The organism is Pseudomonas sp. RIT-To-2, from assembly GCF_029623465.1.
GTDB lineage: Bacteria > Pseudomonadota > Gammaproteobacteria > Pseudomonadales > Pseudomonadaceae > Aquipseudomonas > Aquipseudomonas silvicola.
In genome coordinates, this window is sequence record NZ_JAPYKM010000065.1 from 1 (window position 1) to 15,455 (window position 15,455).

The following is a 15,455-nucleotide window of genomic DNA, read 5'->3' on the forward strand; positions in this document are numbered from 1 at the left end:
CGGGCCTCCAAGTGCCAGGCGATGGTGTTGTGGCGTTCTTGAGATCGAGCGCCGCGCGGGCGGCGCTCGATCTGAAGAGCAACACAACACCATCGCCCAACACCCAAGCCCTACACCGAAGCAGCCCGCAGCGCCCCCGCCCGCAGCAACCACCGTTGCCCCACCCACGACAACAGCATGGCTACCGCCAGGGCAACCATCACCGCCTGGTAGCCCTGCAACAAAGCCCCCGCCTCCGCCACCTGGGCGGGGCCTGTGTAGTGGTGCAACAGGCTGACGCCCAACGCCAGGCCCAGGCCACCCCCCACGTTGTGCAAGGTCATCAGCGACCCTACCGCCACCGAACCGAACTGCTCGGGCACGGAGCTCACACCCAGTACGGTCGAAGGCCCCAGCAGGCACGCCCAGCCCAGGCCCATCACCGCGAACGCCGCCAGCACGTAGGCGAGCGAGGTGTCGGCGCTGAAGGCGATCTGCAACAAGGCCGACCCGGCGAACAGCAGCAGGCCGGTCTGGATCAACACCGCCGGGCCCTTGCGGTCCACCAGGCGGCCGACCCACGGCGACAGCAGCGCCACGCCCAGTGTGGTGGGCAATAGCAGCAGGCCGCTGGCCTGGGTGTCGGCACCGCGCACCTGGGTGAGGTACAACGGCATGACGAAAAACGCCACGCAGTAAAACACCGCCAAGGTGAAGCTGGCAGCCACGGCTGCCACAAAGCGCCGGTTGACGAACAGGTGCAGGTTGATCACCGGCGAAGCCACACGCAGTTCTACCCACACGAACAGCCCCAGCACCACCACTGCCACCGCCAGCAACCCCAGGCTCAGGGGCGAACCCCAGCCCCAGTTGCCGCCCTGCACGATCAGCAGCACCAGGCTGGGCAAGCCAATCAGCAGCAAGGCCGCACCGGCCCAGTCCAGCCGGGCGTCCTGCTCAGCGGCACGGGACTCGTCGACGTTGAGGGCAATCACCAGCAGGCTGAGCAACACGAACGGCACGTTGATGAGGAAAATCCACGGCCAGCCGAACGCCTGGGTCAGCACGCCGCCCAGTACCGGCCCTACGGCCAGGCCCACGCCGTTGAAACCAAATAGCACCCCGAAGGCTTTGCCCTGTTCCTGTGGCGCGAAGGCCTGGGCGACGATGGCCCCCGATGCCGTGTACAGCACCGCGCAAGCCAGGCCCTGGGCGACGCGCGCACCGATCAGCAGCCACGGCCCCGACGCCAGCCCCGCCACCAGCGAAGCCAGGCCAAACACCACCAGCCCCAGGGACAGCACACGCTTGCGGCCATGCAGGTCGGCCAAGCGGCCCACCAGTACCATGAAACTGGACATGGCCAGCAGGAAGGCGTTGATCACCCATTGCAGGGTATCGACCGACACGTCCAAATGCGCTTGCAGCGCCGGCAGCGCGGTGTTGACGATGGTGAAATCCACGCACCCCAGGAAGCTGGCGATGCTCACACCCGCCAGCGCCCACCACTTGCGGTGCTCGTTTGTTGAATGACTCATGGTTGACTCCAGACAAGGTCGGGGCGGCCTGCCGCCCCGACGCTATTCAAATGGCAAACGCGGCAGTGGCCCAGATCGGCCGGCCCACCGCGGGCACTGGCTGGTCAACGACGGCAGCGCGTTTCTTGAATTTCAACGACAGCCAGTGGCCATGCGCCGGGTGGTGCGGTTCGACGAACAACTGCCGCGTGGCCGCCATGGCACGGGTCATGGGCTGAGGGTAGACGACGAAGTCGATCCCCTGGGACGCCCACAGCGGCATGATGATCGGGCATTCCTCGATCAGGTAGTTCAGGCAGCGAAACCGGGCCTCTTCAAGGTCAGCCTCGGGGTCGCGCTTGTGCAGGCGGTCGAGGAACAGGCCAATGGTGCCGTTGACCTCCGCGCGGTAATCGCGGTTGTTCTCGTACTCGAACTGCACCCGGTCCAGCAGCGGCCGGTAACCAGGGTCGAGCAGGCACTCCTCCCAGCGCAGAATCCTGGTCACGGTGGCCAAGCGGTTGATCGCCCCCTGGTTGCGTTCCAGCCACTGCTCGCCCGAGGCGGCGCTGACCTTGTACACCTCCTCGTAACTGTAGTTGCTGAGGTTATGACGCTGCAGGATATCGGCCACTGCGATGGTGCAGGAGGCAAAGCCCTGGCGGTTGACCAGGTCGATGGTGGCTTCGAACTTGCCACCCTCGTGGTAGTCCTGGCCGACGCTGATCAGCAGCAGGGCATGCTTGCCCCGGTAGTCATGGGAAAGGTCCGTCTCGAAGGCCGCTTTATAGGTAGCGCTGCTCATGGTCTAGCTCCAGAAGATCAGGGGGGATTGCTCGCCGAAATAACCGATGAAGCTGGACAGGGTTATGCGCGGCGATGTGTGCACGGGGCGTACGGCGTGGATGAAGCGTGGGTTGATGATGATCAGGTCGCCGTCCTCGGGGCGGGTGGTGAAGTCCGCGGGCCGCAGGCGGTCGCGGTCGATGCCGTAATGGCGGTCACTCTTGAGGGCCAGGTATTCGGGGGCCGTGGGGCGGATGTCCCATACCTCCAGCTCGCCACCCTGCTGGGGCACCTGCAGGTAGATGTTCACCGACAATTGCGCCTGGAGGTTCACCTGCAAATGCGCGGGCAAGTTCCACTCCAGCTTGTCGATGTGCGGGCACAGGTCGATGCCCGGCTCCTGGTAGCGACAGACGCCGGTAAAGCATTTCTGCCCGTCCACATCCAACAGGTGCGCGCCCCGCGGCCAGGCTTCGTCCAGCCGCAGGCGAAACTCGTCGATAGGCGACACATAGGGTTTGAACGCGTTGCGCACCCGCTGGATATTGGCCCGCGCGGCGTCGTGGTAAGCCTGGCGTACCTCGTCGGTCTTGACCTCGGCATAGGCGATACCCAACCGGGTGAACTCCCGGGCATGGCCCAGGGCACCGCGCTCCGGATGGTCGAATAGCTGCGCGCGGGCCGCCTCCAGGCTAGGCTGGCTGACGAAGCCAGGGATGCGAATGCCATAGACGCGGTGCGCCAGCAGGTCCTGGATCAGTTGCGGTGCAAGCGCATCGGCGCTGATGGTAGCGAGCATTTACCTTCCTCCTTGGCAGTCGAACAAAGCCCCAATGCCGGGCTCAGTGGTCAAAACGGTTGTCGAAATACGCCGGGGCGTCGACGCGCCGGTTGATGATGTGTTCGTCCAGGTACAGGTCCGCCGCCGCCTGCAACTGGCTGATGACCGTAGCGTCGATGGCAATGCGGTGCGGTTTGGATTCCAGCGTGGACAGCCGGTGAAACTCGGCCGGCAGCCCCGTGTGCGCCGATTGCTGAATGGCGTAGGCATCGACATTGCGGTTGGCCCACTGGTAGGCGCGGTCGATACGCCCCAGCAGGTCGGCGATCAGCGCTTGCTTGCTGGCGATGGCCTTGTCGCTGGCGACGATCAGCACGTTGCCGGCGAACAGGTGCTCACCGCTGGCCAGCACGCGGGTGTGCTCCTGCAATTGCACCATGCTGGTGTAGGGGTCCCAGGTGGCCCAGGCATCTGCACCGCCGTTGTCGAGCAGCAGGCGCGATTCCCCCGGGGGCAGGAAAATGAACTGCGCATCGCGGCTGTGCAACCCGGCCTGGCGCATGGCCGCCAGTGCCAGGAAGTGGCCGATGGAACCCCGGGTGGTGACGATCCGCTTGCCGGCCAGGTCGGCCACCTGATGCAGGGGTGAATCCTGCTTGACCACCACCGCGACCATGGTCGGGGTCACCTGCAGCTTGATCACCGCCACGGTGTGAATCGGCGCCTTGGCCGCCACCGCGAAAATGAACGGCGCATCCCCCAACGCCCCCACGTCAGCGGCGTCGGCGCCCAGCGCCTCGGCAATCGGCGGCGCCGCCGGGAACGAGGAAAATTCGATGCGATACGGCAGGTCGTCGAGCTCGCCAGCGGCCTGCAGCAGGATCTTCAGCGACGCTTTCTGGCTGCACACCCGCAGCACTTCCTGGCCGTGCGCCGAGCAGGCCAGCACCAGCCAGGCCAGCAGCATCCACCGCCCGTGCCAGCTCAAAACGCCACGCTCACGCGGCCATAGTAGAAACCACCGCCGAAACCGTAAGGGGAAAACATGCCGTACTCATAGGTGCCGGCCCAGGTGCGAATACCCTTCTTGTCCGGGTACACGTCGAACAGGTTGTTGGCCCCCAGCGCCACGGTGACGTGATCGGTAAGGTCATAGGCCACGTCCAGGTCGGTGATCCACTTGGCGCTGTAGGTGCGGTCGTTCTCCGGCAAGTTCGAGCCTTCGGTGTACTGCCCGTAGCGAGTCAGGGTCAGGTTGACGTTCCAGGCCGCGACCCGATAACGGGTGTTGGCGATCCACTTGTCCTTGGGGGTGGCGCGGGTCAGGTCCATCTGTTGCTGGCGATCGAACAGCACGTAGCCGGCGCCCAGGCTGGACAGTTGCGAAGGGTTGTCCGCCAGGCTGCGGATGCTGTTTTTGTTGTGGTTGTAGGCCAGGCTGAATTTCGCCTCGCCGTAGGCTTCCAGCGGTTGGGTGTATTCGGCCACCAGGTCGACGCCCTGGGTCCGAGTGTCAGCCGCGTTGGCGTAGTACTGCCCGGCCAGGTTGGCGGGCAGGCCATTGGCGACCAGGATGCTGGACACGGCGGAGCCGCTGAGTACGCCGGTCTGCAGGATGCGGTCATCGATGTCGATCAGGTACCAGTCGGCGGTCATGCGCAGCCGTGGCATGGGCTCGGCGGTCAGGCCCAGGCTGTAGCTCATGGAGGTTTCCGGCTTCAGTGCCTTGGCGCCCAAGGCGATGGCTTCCGCCGAGTCGGGGCGCATCTGCTTGGTGCGGACCACGCTGGTGGCACCGCCAGCACCGAACTGGGTGATGCTGCTGGTGGTGGAAAATTCTTCCTGGGCCAGGGACGGCGCGCGAAAGCCCTTGCTGACGGCAGCGCGCACGGCATAACCGGGCAGGAATTCGTAGCGTGTAGTGAACTTGCCGCTGGTGGTTTCACCGATGCCCTGGTTGTAGCTTTCATGGCGTACGGCGGTCCCCACGTACCAGTTCGGGGTCAGGTTCAAGCCCAGGTCCAGGTAGCCTGCCGTGCTGTGTCGGTCGGCGCGCCCGGCGTCCTCGGGGCTGGTGCCAGCCACGGAAAACAACCCCGGGTCGGGCACGCGGCCGGCGAAGGGGCCTGTGGGAATCACGTAGCTGCCCTGGTTATAGGAGTTGGGCTCGCCCTCCTCCAGGGTGAATTGCTCCCAGCGGTATTCGACGCCGACCGAGGTCTGCAGCGGGCTGCTCCAGCCGATGTCCAGGGCGCGGGTGAAATCCAGGTTGTTGGTCCACTGGTCAAAGATCTCGTTGCCCAGGTGAAAGCGCTGCTGGCTGAAGTCGGGCCCATTGGAGATGTTCAGGTTGTTGTCGGTATACAACTGCGCACGGTCGCGACCGTAGCTGCTGGACAGGTCCCAGTCCCAGCCGCTGACCAAACCCTTGAGCCCGGCGGTGGCCTGGTAGTCCACTTCCTCGATTTCCCGGCGGGCCTGGCCGCCATTGCCGTAGGGCGCGCCCTCCACGCCGGCCAGGCTGGTGATGTCGGTGGGCTTGCGGTGGCCCAGGTCCTTGTTGCTGTTGCGGTAGCTGAGGGTGGAGAACGAGTACAGCTTGAGATCGTCCTGCAACGGTAGTTCCAGGTTGTAGGCGGTGCTGGCCGTGCGGTCGCGGCCCAGGCCGTATTCGTTGCCCCAGCCATGGCGGTTGCTTTCGCGCGGGTCCGGGGTGCCGTCGGCCTGGTTGAAATACAGTTGGCCCGTGGCGCCTGCATCGCGGATATAGGGCTCCTGCACCTTGCCGTCCAGCGACAGGTTGAAGAAGCCGCCGTCGCCCAGTGGGCTGCCGACATTGGCGGCCTGGTGGCCGGTAGTGCCGTCGCCATCGTAGTACTGCCCAAGGGACGTGTCGGAACTGGCGCCCTGGGCATCGCGCTTGAGAATGATGTTGATCACCCCGGCGATGGCGTCCGAGCCGTATTGGGCCGCGGCACCGTCGCGCAGCACTTCGATACGCTCGACCGCGGCCGTGGGGATCAGGTCCAGGTCCACGGGGGCCGAGGCATTGCCAACACGGGCGTTGTTGTTGATCATCGCCGTGTTATGGCGGCGCTTGCCGTTGACCAGGATCAGCACCTGGTCGCCCCCCAGGCCGCGCATGCTGATGCCGCGCACGAGGAACCCGGTGCCTCCGCCGTTGAAGGTGGGCACGTTCATGGAGGGAATCAGGCGTGCGAGAATCTCTTTCAGGCCGCTTTTGCCGGTGGCCGTCAGTTGTTCGCTGGTGTAGACATCGATGGGTACCGGGCTGTCGGTCAGGGTGCGCTGCTGGGTACCGCGCACCCCGGTGACCACCACGGTATCAAGGGCATCCTCTGCCTTGATCGGGACGCTGAAGGCGCTGGCCGCCAGCAGCAGGCCGGCGGCGGGCAAAGGACGAAACAACACACGGGCAGTTTGGCTCATCAGTGGCAATCCGTTTGATCATTCTTTTTATCCTTGACGCCGCGAGGCGCCGGCTGTGATCCCGTGGTTGGGTGGAATGATCTTAGGATCCAACTCTTAATGAGAGAAATACATAAAGCTCATAAGCTAATATTAATTTTCAGATACAGGATTTCACTGGACATAACCGAAGATGCCGATTTGGTGCTCATGGGCACCTGGGACGCGGCCTCGCGGCCGCTGCTGCGGGGAACTGGCGCCGGTAACGGGCTACGGCCCTTACCCCACCAGCTTGAAGGTCAGGGGAATGTCTTCGCACTGGCGGGTGAAATGCTCTACCCCCAGCGGCCGGCTTAGGAAAAAGCCCTGGGCTTCCTGGCAACCGTACTCGCGCAGCAGGCTCAGGCAACGAAAGGTCTCGATGCCTTCGGCCACGGTGCGGTACCCCAGCTCGCCGGCCAGTTGCAGCACCGAACGGGCGATGACGCGGTTGCGCGGGCTGGTTTCCAGGTCAGTGACCAGTGACTTGTCCAGCTTCAGGATGTTGGCAGGGATTTCATGCAGGTAAGCAAAATTGCTGTAGCCCGTGCCAAAATCATCAATGGCCACGTCCACGCCCAGTTCCCGGATCTGGGTCAATTGCGCGATCACCCGCTTGTCGGCCCTGATCCATTCGCCTTCGGTGATTTCTACCTCCAGGCGGCTGGGCGCGATGCGATGCCGGCGGCACGCGTCAGCCAGCACCCTGGCAATTTCCAGCCCGTGGAAATCCTGGGGTGACAGGTTCAGCGACAGACGTATGTCGCGATCGGCCCAGCCGCTGAGGTCCGCCAGGGCGCGGTCCACCACCCAGCGGGTCACCGCGCTGATTTTTCCGGCCCCTTCGAGCAGCGGGATGAATTCTGCCGGCGACAACCGCCCGAGCCTGGGGTGGCACCAGCGAATCAGCGCCTCGGCACTGAGCACCCGGCCATCCACCAGGCTGAAGCGCGGTTGATAGTCCAGGTAGACGTCACCGTTGGCCAGGGCAGGAGTGAAGTCGTTGAGCAAATCCAGGGCCCGCCGTTGGGCCCCGTCCTGCGCTTCGTCATACACCGCCCAGGGCCGCTGGCGGTTGGCGGCGATGGTCAGGGATTGGGTGGCTTTGCGCATCAGGCTGACAACGGTCTGAGTGCCGGTTTCACACACGGCCAACCCAACGCGCAACACCTGCTCGCCGAACGGCTCGGTCACCAGTACCAGCATTGCGCGGAACAATTCCTGATGGCGGCGGGCGATACAGCTCACCTGCAGGCAGAAATCCCGCTCGCCCACATGGTACAGCTCGGCGATACCTTCCAGGCGCACGCGCAGGCGCTCGGCCACGTCGCGGCGCCAGTGCTGCAGGGCCAGACTGTCGGCGTCTTCCAGCGGCCGCGTGGCAGGCAGGTCCTGCACCTGGATCACCACGACAAGACGCACGCTGTCGCTGCCCAGCGGCAGGTCGCGGGTGTCCAGCAACAACTGATGCACGTTGGGCAGGCCGCTGACCACGTCCCGGTACTTGAGCAACTGGCGCTGCTCGATCTGGACCATGACCAGCTCGGCGAAATCCTCAAGGGCCGCCACGTCTTCGGGCTCCAGCTCGCGAGGGGACTTGTCGACCAGGCACAAGCTACCCAACACCAGCCCCTGACGGTTGCGCAGCGGGGCACCGGCGTAGAAGCAGATACCCTCGGCGGCTGTCACCAGGGCGTTATCGACAAACCGGGGGTCACGCCGCGCATCGGGTACCTGCATCACGCCGCGCTGGGCGATGGTGTAACGGCAGAACGATTGCTCGATAGGCGTCTGGCTGGGGTCGAACCCCACCCGCCCGGCGAACCATTGACGGTCCTTTTCCACCAGCGAGATCAGTACCGTGGGCACGCGAAAATACGCGGCGGCAAGCCGGCACAGGCGGTCGAAGTTTTCCGTACCTGCGGTTTCCAGCCATTGCAAGGCATGGACGGCGGCGAGGCGGGCCTTCTCGGGGTCTGACCAACTGCTCATGACAACGTGTTCCTGAAGCGGGCTTGGGGTAGATGATAGCCAAATGACATCTACCTGTATGCATCTTCAGAGTACCGTTTGGCCGGAAGGTTTCCTGAGGCAGTGCGCCGGGCTCCAGTGCTCTCTGGCCACAGCAACGCAATGGAGCCGTCATGCCACCGACCTTTGGCGCATTGACATGGACGCTCGCGAATTTCGACCTATGCTGGCAGAAACCAAAAGCACACCTGCACCCTGTCTGTTTGAGTTACTGCCATGAGTCACTCGAGTCGCCTGCGCCGCCGTCCGGGCCTGCCAGCCTTGATGCTGTTCCTCGCTGCAGGGCTGCCCTTCTTGGTAGCCCCCGCTTGCCAGGCCGCCCCGCTGAAAACGGTGGACCTGTACCTGCCCGACGCACCGCCCCTGAGCATGCCGGGGCCGCCGATCAGGGGCCACGGCATCGTCGGCGACGCTACCCTGAAAGCCGCCACGCTGGCGGGCCTGGACCTGAATCTGATCGCCCTGCCCTGGGCACGGGCGCAATTGAACGTGAGGGCGGGCAAGGACCAGTTGATCATCCCCCTGTCCCGAACCCCGGACCGGGAAGCGCACTACACCTGGATCGCGCCGATCATGAGCATGGACAGGGCCTTCTTCAGTCTCGCCACGCGGGTGGACAGCTTCGAGCAGGCACGCAATACCTACCAGCGTATCGCCGTGGGCATGGGCAGTGCCCAGGAACAGAAGCTGCGCGACGAGGGCTTCACCGATGAACAGATCTACCCTGTGAAAATCGGTGAGAACCCCGCCCAGCTGTTGCTATTGGGGCGCGTGGATGCCTGGTTCAACGGTATTCCGGAAAGCCGCTACATCTGGCGCGGCGTTTCCAGCCGCCCCCTGCTGATGAGCCCCCCGCTGATGACTACCGACCTGTACCTGGCCTGCTCCAAAGTGTGCAACGAGTCCTTGGTGCAGCGCTTGCGCAGCGCAGTGAGCGACCTGCGCAACGACGGCACCCTCAAGCGTATCGCCGATGCCTACCTGGGTGAGCTCTCGGGGTCTCTGGCGCAATGACAGGCCCGTAACACTGAGACCCTGCCCCCCCGCCGGTCAGCCTTCGACAATTACGATGAAATCCATCCCTGGCACATCCTGCACCTGGATTTTCACCGGAACGCCGGCGAACTCCTCGCCCACGTATTCCTTGGCCCGGGTCACCGCGTCCACGGCGGCCTTGGACCACAGGTGCAATTCCACGACTGTCTCACCATCGCGCCGGTGTTGGGCGATCTCGTCAACGATACGTTGCTTCATGCTGCTTCCTTTGGGTGGAGGGCCACGACGTGCCAGCCCTCTTGGGCGACCATCATACCACCGCCGCTATCGGCACTTCTCAAGGCCACCAGCATGGAGAGAGGGGCCAAGCGATGGGAGCCCCCAGGCAGCCTTGAAGAAAGGCTCAAGCCATGACGCCGCAGCTTGAGCAACAGTGCCTGACCAAGCCCGGCCTCGCGCCGGGCTTCAGCCCTGCCACCCTTGCAGCGAATCCTGCCCAGCCACCGCCGTGCCGGTCGCCAATGCCCGGGCGCGGTTGATGCCCAGCACCAGCGCATCCGCGGGTGACTTGTCCGGCAACGCCGGGTAGCACTCCTCCAGCGGCGCACCATTCCCTTGCGGGTATACCCCGATAAACATCTGCGTGCCGCCTGTTGGGCAGGTCCTCACCTCAACGTTTATCCACGTACCGTTGCCAAGCGTCTCTTCATGGGCGGTACCCGGTAACGGACTGTCTATCCACTGTGCGTATTTCTCACCATAGGTGTGCATGGTCGCGCTCCTGTTCATAAACCAGTAACGCACGAAACACCTGCGCTCGACCGTCGAACGCCAGACCCGATTGGCTGACTGAATCCATTCACCTAGTCCTTTTTGTGCTGAAAAACCTCGATACCGACCAGCAGTCCGATATCCATCCCTGGCGTGACCGATGGTCAGCCTGAAGGGATGAACCGCACCGCCAGGTATCGGCTCCGTCGGTCTCGCAGCACCAAGATAAATGTAATAGGCAGCAACTTTCCTGACTCGGACTTAGTGTGAACAGGGTATTGCCACTTCGGCGGGCCCGGGTTCACCCGGCCTGAGAGGATCCGACCATGTTCCTGCACAACAAGAGACTGCAATACACCGTACGCGTCGCCCAACCCAACCCTGGCCTCGCCAACTTGCTGCTGGAGCAGTTCGGTGGCGCCCAGGGCGAGCTGGGTGCCGCCGCCCGCTACTTTACCCAAGCGCTGGCCGAGGATGACCCAGGCCGCAAGGACATGCTGCTGGACATCGCCACCGAGGAGCTCAGCCACCTGGAGATCGTCGGGTCGATCATCGTCATGCTCAACAAGGGCGCCAAAGGCCACTTGGCCGAAGGTGTGGACGAGGAAGGCGAGTTGTACCGGGCCATCAACGGCGCCGGCAACGACTCGCACATCACAGCCTTGCTGTATGGCTGCGGGGCGCCGTTGACCAACTCGGCAGGCGTGCCCTGGACTGCCGCCTACGTCGACACCATCGGCGAGCCCACCGCCGACCTACGCTCCAACATCGCCGCCGAGTCCCGTGCCAAGATCGTGTATGAGCGGCTGATGAACGTGACTGACGATCCCGGTGTGAAAGAGGCATTGGGCTTCCTGATGACCCGAGAAATCGCCCATCAACTGTCGTTCGAAAAAGCGCTGCACGCCATCCAGCCGAACTTCCCCCAAGGCAAGCTGCCGGGGATGCCGGAGTTCACCCAGGTGTACTTCAACTTCTCCCAGGGCGAGGGCGACATGCGCGGCCCGTGGAACCAGGGCGAGGAATGGGAATTCGTGGAAAGCCCGGAACCTGCCGTGGACGGTGGCGACGGCAGCGCGTCGGTGCAGTTGGACGAAGAAGATACCGCCCTGTTGTCGCAACTCAGTGACCGCACCCAGTCCGACCCCACCAGCGACCCGATCACCGGTGCCGACCTGGGCTCCGGCGGGCAACCCGAGCCTGAGCTGTAAGGCCAGCCTCGGCACACCCGCACTGCTGAAGCGGCCATGGCTGCGTCGGGGCACCTGCGGTGTGCCTGAGCGCGGCCTGGCCGCCACTGCTACAGGCCTGTGAGGCCGCGTCAGGCGCACCGCCTTCGGTGCGTCCTGATCCGTGCCTATGTTCGCCAGCGCACAGACAGCCGAGCCCTTCCCCACCCACACTCAACGCTGAAAAGCGGCGCCTGGCCCGATGCCGGTGACGCCCCGTCTCACCCGGCGCCAGGGCCTGCCCGCGCCCCAGGCCGAAAAGTGTATGAGCATAAGGACCGGCGTACAGCGGCTGTTTTCCCACGCCATCAACGCGTGGCGAAACGACGGCTTTTTCAAACCCCGATTCGAATACGAACCCCTTCTGCGCGCCGAACTGTTCAGCGCCGACCAGATGGCCAACCATGGCATTACCCTGGCGGGCCAACACCGGCTTACGCCATTGCGCGGCCCGGACGCACTGCTTCGTCGGCTGGTGGACAACGAGGCCGTGCTCAAGCGCAGTTGCGCGGCGCTGGTGCAGGCGCAATTGTCGCTGCGCCGGGCCACCCCGGCCGCCGAATGGCTGCTGGACAACTACTTCCTGGTTGAAGATCACATCCGCACCGCCCGGTCGCACCTGCCCAAGGGCTACAGTCGCGAACTGCCACGCCTGGCCTCCGGGCCTTCTGCCGGTTTGCCCCGGGTGTACGACATCGCGCTGGAAACCATCTCCCATGGTGACGGCTGGGTGGACGAAAAAAGCCTCAGCCGCTTCATCGTCGCCTACCAGACGGTCGTCCCCCTGGCGCTGGGCGAGCTCTGGGCGGTGCCGATCATGTTGCGCCTGGCGCTGATCGAAAACCTGCGCCGCGTGGCGTCACGGGTCATGGCCAACGCCAACGACCGCAACCTGGCGGATGACTGGGCCGAGCGCTTGATCGAGACCTGCGAAAAAGACATCAAGAACGTGGTGCTGACCGTGGCCGACATGGCACGCTCGGCCCCGCCCATGACCAGTGCCTTCGTTGCTGAATTCACCCGCCGCCTGCAAGGGCAGAGTGCCGCGCTGGCCTTGCCGCTGAACTGGATCGAGCAAATGCTCGCCGAAGGCGGCTCCAGCATCGAGCGCCAGGTACAACTGGATGCGCAGCAACAGGCCGCCGACCAGGTGTCCATTGGCAACAGCATCAGAAGCCTGCGGCTGTTGTCGGCCACCGACTGGCGCGAGTTCGTCGAAACCTTGAGCCTGGTGGAACAGGTGCTCGTCCAGGACCCGGCGGCGGTGTACCCGGCCATGGACTTCAGCACCCGCGACAGTTACCGCCATGTGGTCGAACGCCTGGCCCGCCGGGCCGCCGCACACACGGAAATCCAGGTGGCCCAGACCGCCATCGACCTGGCGGCGCAAGGCATGGGTGGCGATGTGGCCGGCCATGTCGGGCACTTCCTGATCGGCACCGGCCTGCCCCTGCTGGAGCAACGCCTGGGCGCCAGGGTGCCTTATAACGAACGATGGAAACGCCTGCTGCAGCACTCGCCGCTGCTGTTCTACCTGGTGCCGGTGGGCTTTCTCACCGGGCTGTTCGCCTGGCCGTTGCTGGCAGCCGCCCACCGTGAAGGCACCACCGTCACCGCACTGGCGGGGTTAGCCGTTGCCAGCCTGATCATGACCAGCCGCCTGGCCATCAGCCTGATCAACTGGCTGGTGAACCATAGCCTGGCGCCGTTGATGCTGCCGAAAATGGACTACGCCGACGGTCTTCCCGCCGAAGGCCGCACCCTGGTGGTGGTCCCCACCCTGTTTGCCAGCATCGCCGACGTGGACGAGCTGGTGGAAAGCCTGGAAGTACGCTTCCTGGCCAACCGCGACGCCAACCTGTATTTCGCCCTGCTCAGCGATTTTCCCGATGCCGCCAACGCCCACGAGCCCAGTGACACGGCATTGCTGGCCCGTGCCGCGGCAGCCATCGGCACCCTCAACCAGCGCTACAGCCAGGGCCGCTTCTTTTTGCTGCACCGCCCCCGCCTGTGGAACCCGGGCGAAGGGGTATGGATGGGCCACGAGCGCAAGCGCGGCAAGCTCAACGAGCTCAATGCATTACTGCGCGGCGGCGCCACGGCAGCCTTCCAGCTGGTTGTCGGCGATTTGGCGCCCCTGCAGAGCGTGCGCTACGTGATCACCCTGGACACGGACACGCTGCTGCCCAGGGACGTCGGCCGCCAATGCGTGGCCGCCATGATGCACCCCTTGAACCGGCCCGTGTTCGCGGCCGGCAGCCAGCAGATCATCGCGGGCTACGCCATGCTGCAACCCCGGGTGGGCATCAGCCTGCCCAACGGCACACGCTCGCTCTACGCCCGGCTGTTTGGCAGCGACGCCGGGGTCGACCCTTACACCCGGGCCGTCTCCGACGTGTATCAGGACCTTTTCCAGCAGGGCTCGTTCATCGGCAAGGGCATCTATGAGGTAGACGCCTTCACCCGCGCCCTGGAAGGCAGCCTGCCGGACAACCGCATCCTCAGCCACGACCTGATCGAAGGCTGCTACGCCCGTGCGGGCCTGCTCAGCGATGTGCAGTTGTATGAACAATACCCCTCGCGCTACAGCGCCGATGCCAGGCGCCGCCACCGCTGGATACGCGGCGACTGGCAACTGCTGCCCTGGACCCTCCCCTGGGTACGCGATGCGCAGGGCGCATGGGCCGCCAACCGACTGAACGTGATGGCACGCTGGAAGATCTTCGACAACCTGCGGCGCAGCCTCGAACCCCTGGCCCTGTGCCTGATGTTCACTTGGGGCTGGTTCGCCAGCAGCCAGCCCCTGGCCTGGACCCTGGCCGTGGTGGGGCTGATGGTGGTGCAACCCCTGCTGCGGGCCCTCACCGATGCGCTGCAGCCCGCCGAGAACGTCCCCTACCGCCATTACCTGCGTGCCCTGCTGGCCGACCTGGGACGCGAACTGGCACGTGCGGGGCTGACCCTGGCGTGGTTGCCTCACGAAATGTACTACAGCGTCGACGCACTGCTGCGCTCGCTCTGGCGCATCGGCATCAGCCGCCATCGGCTGCTGCAGTGGCAGCCCTCACGCGAGGTGGAACGCAGCACGGCGCACAATTCATTGCCCGCCCTGTATGCCCAACTGTGGGTTGGCCCGGTCCTGGCCTCGACCTGGGCCGGCTTGTTGCTGGCTCAGCCGCAGCGCCTGGCGATCAGCGCGCCGCTGCTGCTGGCCTGGTGGCTGGGGCCGTGGCTGGCCTGGTGGCTGAGCGCGGCCCCTGCCGCCAAGGTGTTCGCACCCTCGGCCGAAGAGTGGCGCCTGCTCAAGGTGCTGGCCCGCAAGACCTGGGGTTTCTTCGACCAATACGTGGGCCCCGAGGACAATTGGCTACCGCCGGATAACGTCCAGGAAGCGCCCAAGGCCGCCATCGCCCACCGCACCTCCCCCACCAACATGGGCATGGCCCTGCTCGCCCACCTCGCGGCCCACGATTTCGGCTACCTGAGCACCGACCGCCTGTTGGCCCGGCTGGCGGCTTCGCTGGACAGCATGGCCGGACTGGAGCGTCACCGCCGGCACTTCTACAACTGGTACGACACCCGCACCCGCGAGCCATTGGCGCCACGCTACGTGTCCACCGTGGACAGTGGCAACCTGGCCGGGCTGCTGCTGACCCTGCGCGGCGGCCTGGCGCAACTGGCGGACACGCCGCTGTTCGGCCCGCCCGTGCTGGCAGGCCTGCGCGACACACTCGACTGCCTGACCGCCGGCCGCCTCGAGCCGCTGCGCCCGCGGCTGGAGCAGCCCCACATGGCCCCTGCCGCATTGATGACCCTGCTCGCCGAGATACGCGCCCACACCGACGGCGGCAGTACCGAAGACGACCGGTACTGGCACGCCGCGCTGGCCCGCCAATG

General features: G+C 65.0%; 10 protein-coding genes and 1 pseudogene. 3 read left to right on the plus strand and 8 right to left on the minus strand.

The genetic code is table 11. The features are described from left to right. Window positions 1–110 precede the first annotated feature (110 nt). The 6 genes from QBK88_RS29835 to QBK88_RS29860 form a co-directional block, all read right to left on the minus strand. On the minus strand, window positions 111–1,517 hold the full coding sequence (locus QBK88_RS29835; protein WP_277964902.1) for an MFS transporter: 1,407 nt from the start codon (window positions 1,515–1,517) through the stop codon (window positions 111–113). Between the two features lie 46 nt (window positions 1,518–1,563). Continuing rightward, a complete protein-coding gene (locus tag QBK88_RS29840; RefSeq protein WP_268143719.1) occupies window positions 1,564–2,301 on the minus strand; it encodes a tRNA-dependent cyclodipeptide synthase in 738 nt (245 codons plus the stop codon). 3 nt (window positions 2,302–2,304) lie between these two features. Beyond that, the gene (locus tag QBK88_RS29845; RefSeq protein ID WP_268143721.1) at window positions 2,305–3,081 is read right to left on the minus strand and encodes a 2OG-Fe(II) oxygenase; all 777 of its coding nucleotides are present in this window, start codon (window positions 3,079–3,081) and stop codon (window positions 2,305–2,307) included. Between the two features lie 43 nt (window positions 3,082–3,124). Then, window positions 3,125–4,030 (minus strand): ABC transporter substrate-binding protein, encoded by a 906-nt coding sequence (locus QBK88_RS29850; protein ID WP_277964903.1) that lies wholly within the window; start codon window positions 4,028–4,030, stop codon window positions 3,125–3,127. Between the two features lie 17 nt (window positions 4,031–4,047). After that, window positions 4,048–6,513, minus strand: coding sequence for a TonB-dependent receptor (locus tag QBK88_RS29855; protein ID WP_277964904.1), 2,466 nt, complete (start codon window positions 6,511–6,513; stop codon window positions 4,048–4,050). 258 nt (window positions 6,514–6,771) lie between these two features. Continuing rightward, window positions 6,772–8,523: a sensor domain-containing phosphodiesterase gene (locus tag QBK88_RS29860; protein WP_277964905.1), complete on the minus strand. Its 1,752-nt coding sequence runs from the start codon at window positions 8,521–8,523 to the stop codon at window positions 6,772–6,774. A gap of 255 nt (window positions 8,524–8,778) precedes the next feature. On the opposite strand from QBK88_RS29860, the gene QBK88_RS29865 reads away from it, so the two are divergent. Beyond that, entirely contained in the window at window positions 8,779–9,576 is a 798-nt protein-coding gene (locus QBK88_RS29865; protein ID WP_277964906.1) for a substrate-binding periplasmic protein, read from the plus strand. Between the two features lie 36 nt (window positions 9,577–9,612). Here QBK88_RS29865 and QBK88_RS29870 read toward each other — a convergent pair whose 3' ends face one another. Next, window positions 9,613–9,816, minus strand: a complete 204-nt coding sequence (locus QBK88_RS29870) for a hypothetical protein (RefSeq protein WP_268143730.1) — start codon at window positions 9,814–9,816, stop codon at window positions 9,613–9,615. Between the two features lie 207 nt (window positions 9,817–10,023). Continuing rightward, window positions 10,024–10,329 (minus strand): hypothetical protein, encoded by a 306-nt coding sequence (locus QBK88_RS29875; protein ID WP_277964907.1) that lies wholly within the window; start codon window positions 10,327–10,329, stop codon window positions 10,024–10,026. A 326-nt stretch (window positions 10,330–10,655) separates the two neighbouring features. Here QBK88_RS29875 and QBK88_RS29880 point away from each other — a divergent pair, with 326 nt between their 5' ends. Beyond that, the gene (locus tag QBK88_RS29880; RefSeq protein ID WP_277964908.1) at window positions 10,656–11,540 is read left to right on the plus strand and encodes a manganese catalase family protein; all 885 of its coding nucleotides are present in this window, start codon (window positions 10,656–10,658) and stop codon (window positions 11,538–11,540) included. A gap of 283 nt (window positions 11,541–11,823) precedes the next feature. Further along, window positions 11,824–15,455: pseudogene (locus tag QBK88_RS29885) on the plus strand (cyclic beta 1-2 glucan synthetase); the annotation flags it as partial.

What these genes read in the sequence shown, in the direction of transcription:
- QBK88_RS29860 (WP_277964905.1), bottom strand. Translation starts at nt 8,523, where the DNA reads ATGAGCAGTTGGTCAGACCCCGAGAAGGCCCGCCTCGCCGCCGTCCAT.
- QBK88_RS29855 (WP_277964904.1), bottom strand. Translation starts at nt 6,513, where the DNA reads ATGAGCCAAACTGCCCGTGTGTTGTTTCGTCCTTTGCCCGCCGCCGGC.
- QBK88_RS29865 (WP_277964906.1), top strand. Translation starts at nt 8,779, where the DNA reads ATGAGTCACTCGAGTCGCCTGCGCCGCCGTCCGGGCCTGCCAGCCTTG.
- QBK88_RS29880 (WP_277964908.1), top strand. Translation starts at nt 10,656, where the DNA reads ATGTTCCTGCACAACAAGAGACTGCAATACACCGTACGCGTCGCCCAA.
- QBK88_RS29870 (WP_268143730.1), bottom strand. Translation starts at nt 9,816, where the DNA reads ATGAAGCAACGTATCGTTGACGAGATCGCCCAACACCGGCGCGATGGT.
- QBK88_RS29845 (WP_268143721.1), bottom strand. Translation starts at nt 3,081, where the DNA reads ATGCTCGCTACCATCAGCGCCGATGCGCTTGCACCGCAACTGATCCAG.
- QBK88_RS29840 (WP_268143719.1), bottom strand. Translation starts at nt 2,301, where the DNA reads ATGAGCAGCGCTACCTATAAAGCGGCCTTCGAGACGGACCTTTCCCAT.
- QBK88_RS29835 (WP_277964902.1), bottom strand. Translation starts at nt 1,517, where the DNA reads ATGAGTCATTCAACAAACGAGCACCGCAAGTGGTGGGCGCTGGCGGGT.
- QBK88_RS29850 (WP_277964903.1), bottom strand. Translation starts at nt 4,030, where the DNA reads ATGCTGCTGGCCTGGCTGGTGCTGGCCTGCTCGGCGCACGGCCAGGAA.
- QBK88_RS29875 (WP_277964907.1), bottom strand. Translation starts at nt 10,329, where the DNA reads ATGCACACCTATGGTGAGAAATACGCACAGTGGATAGACAGTCCGTTA.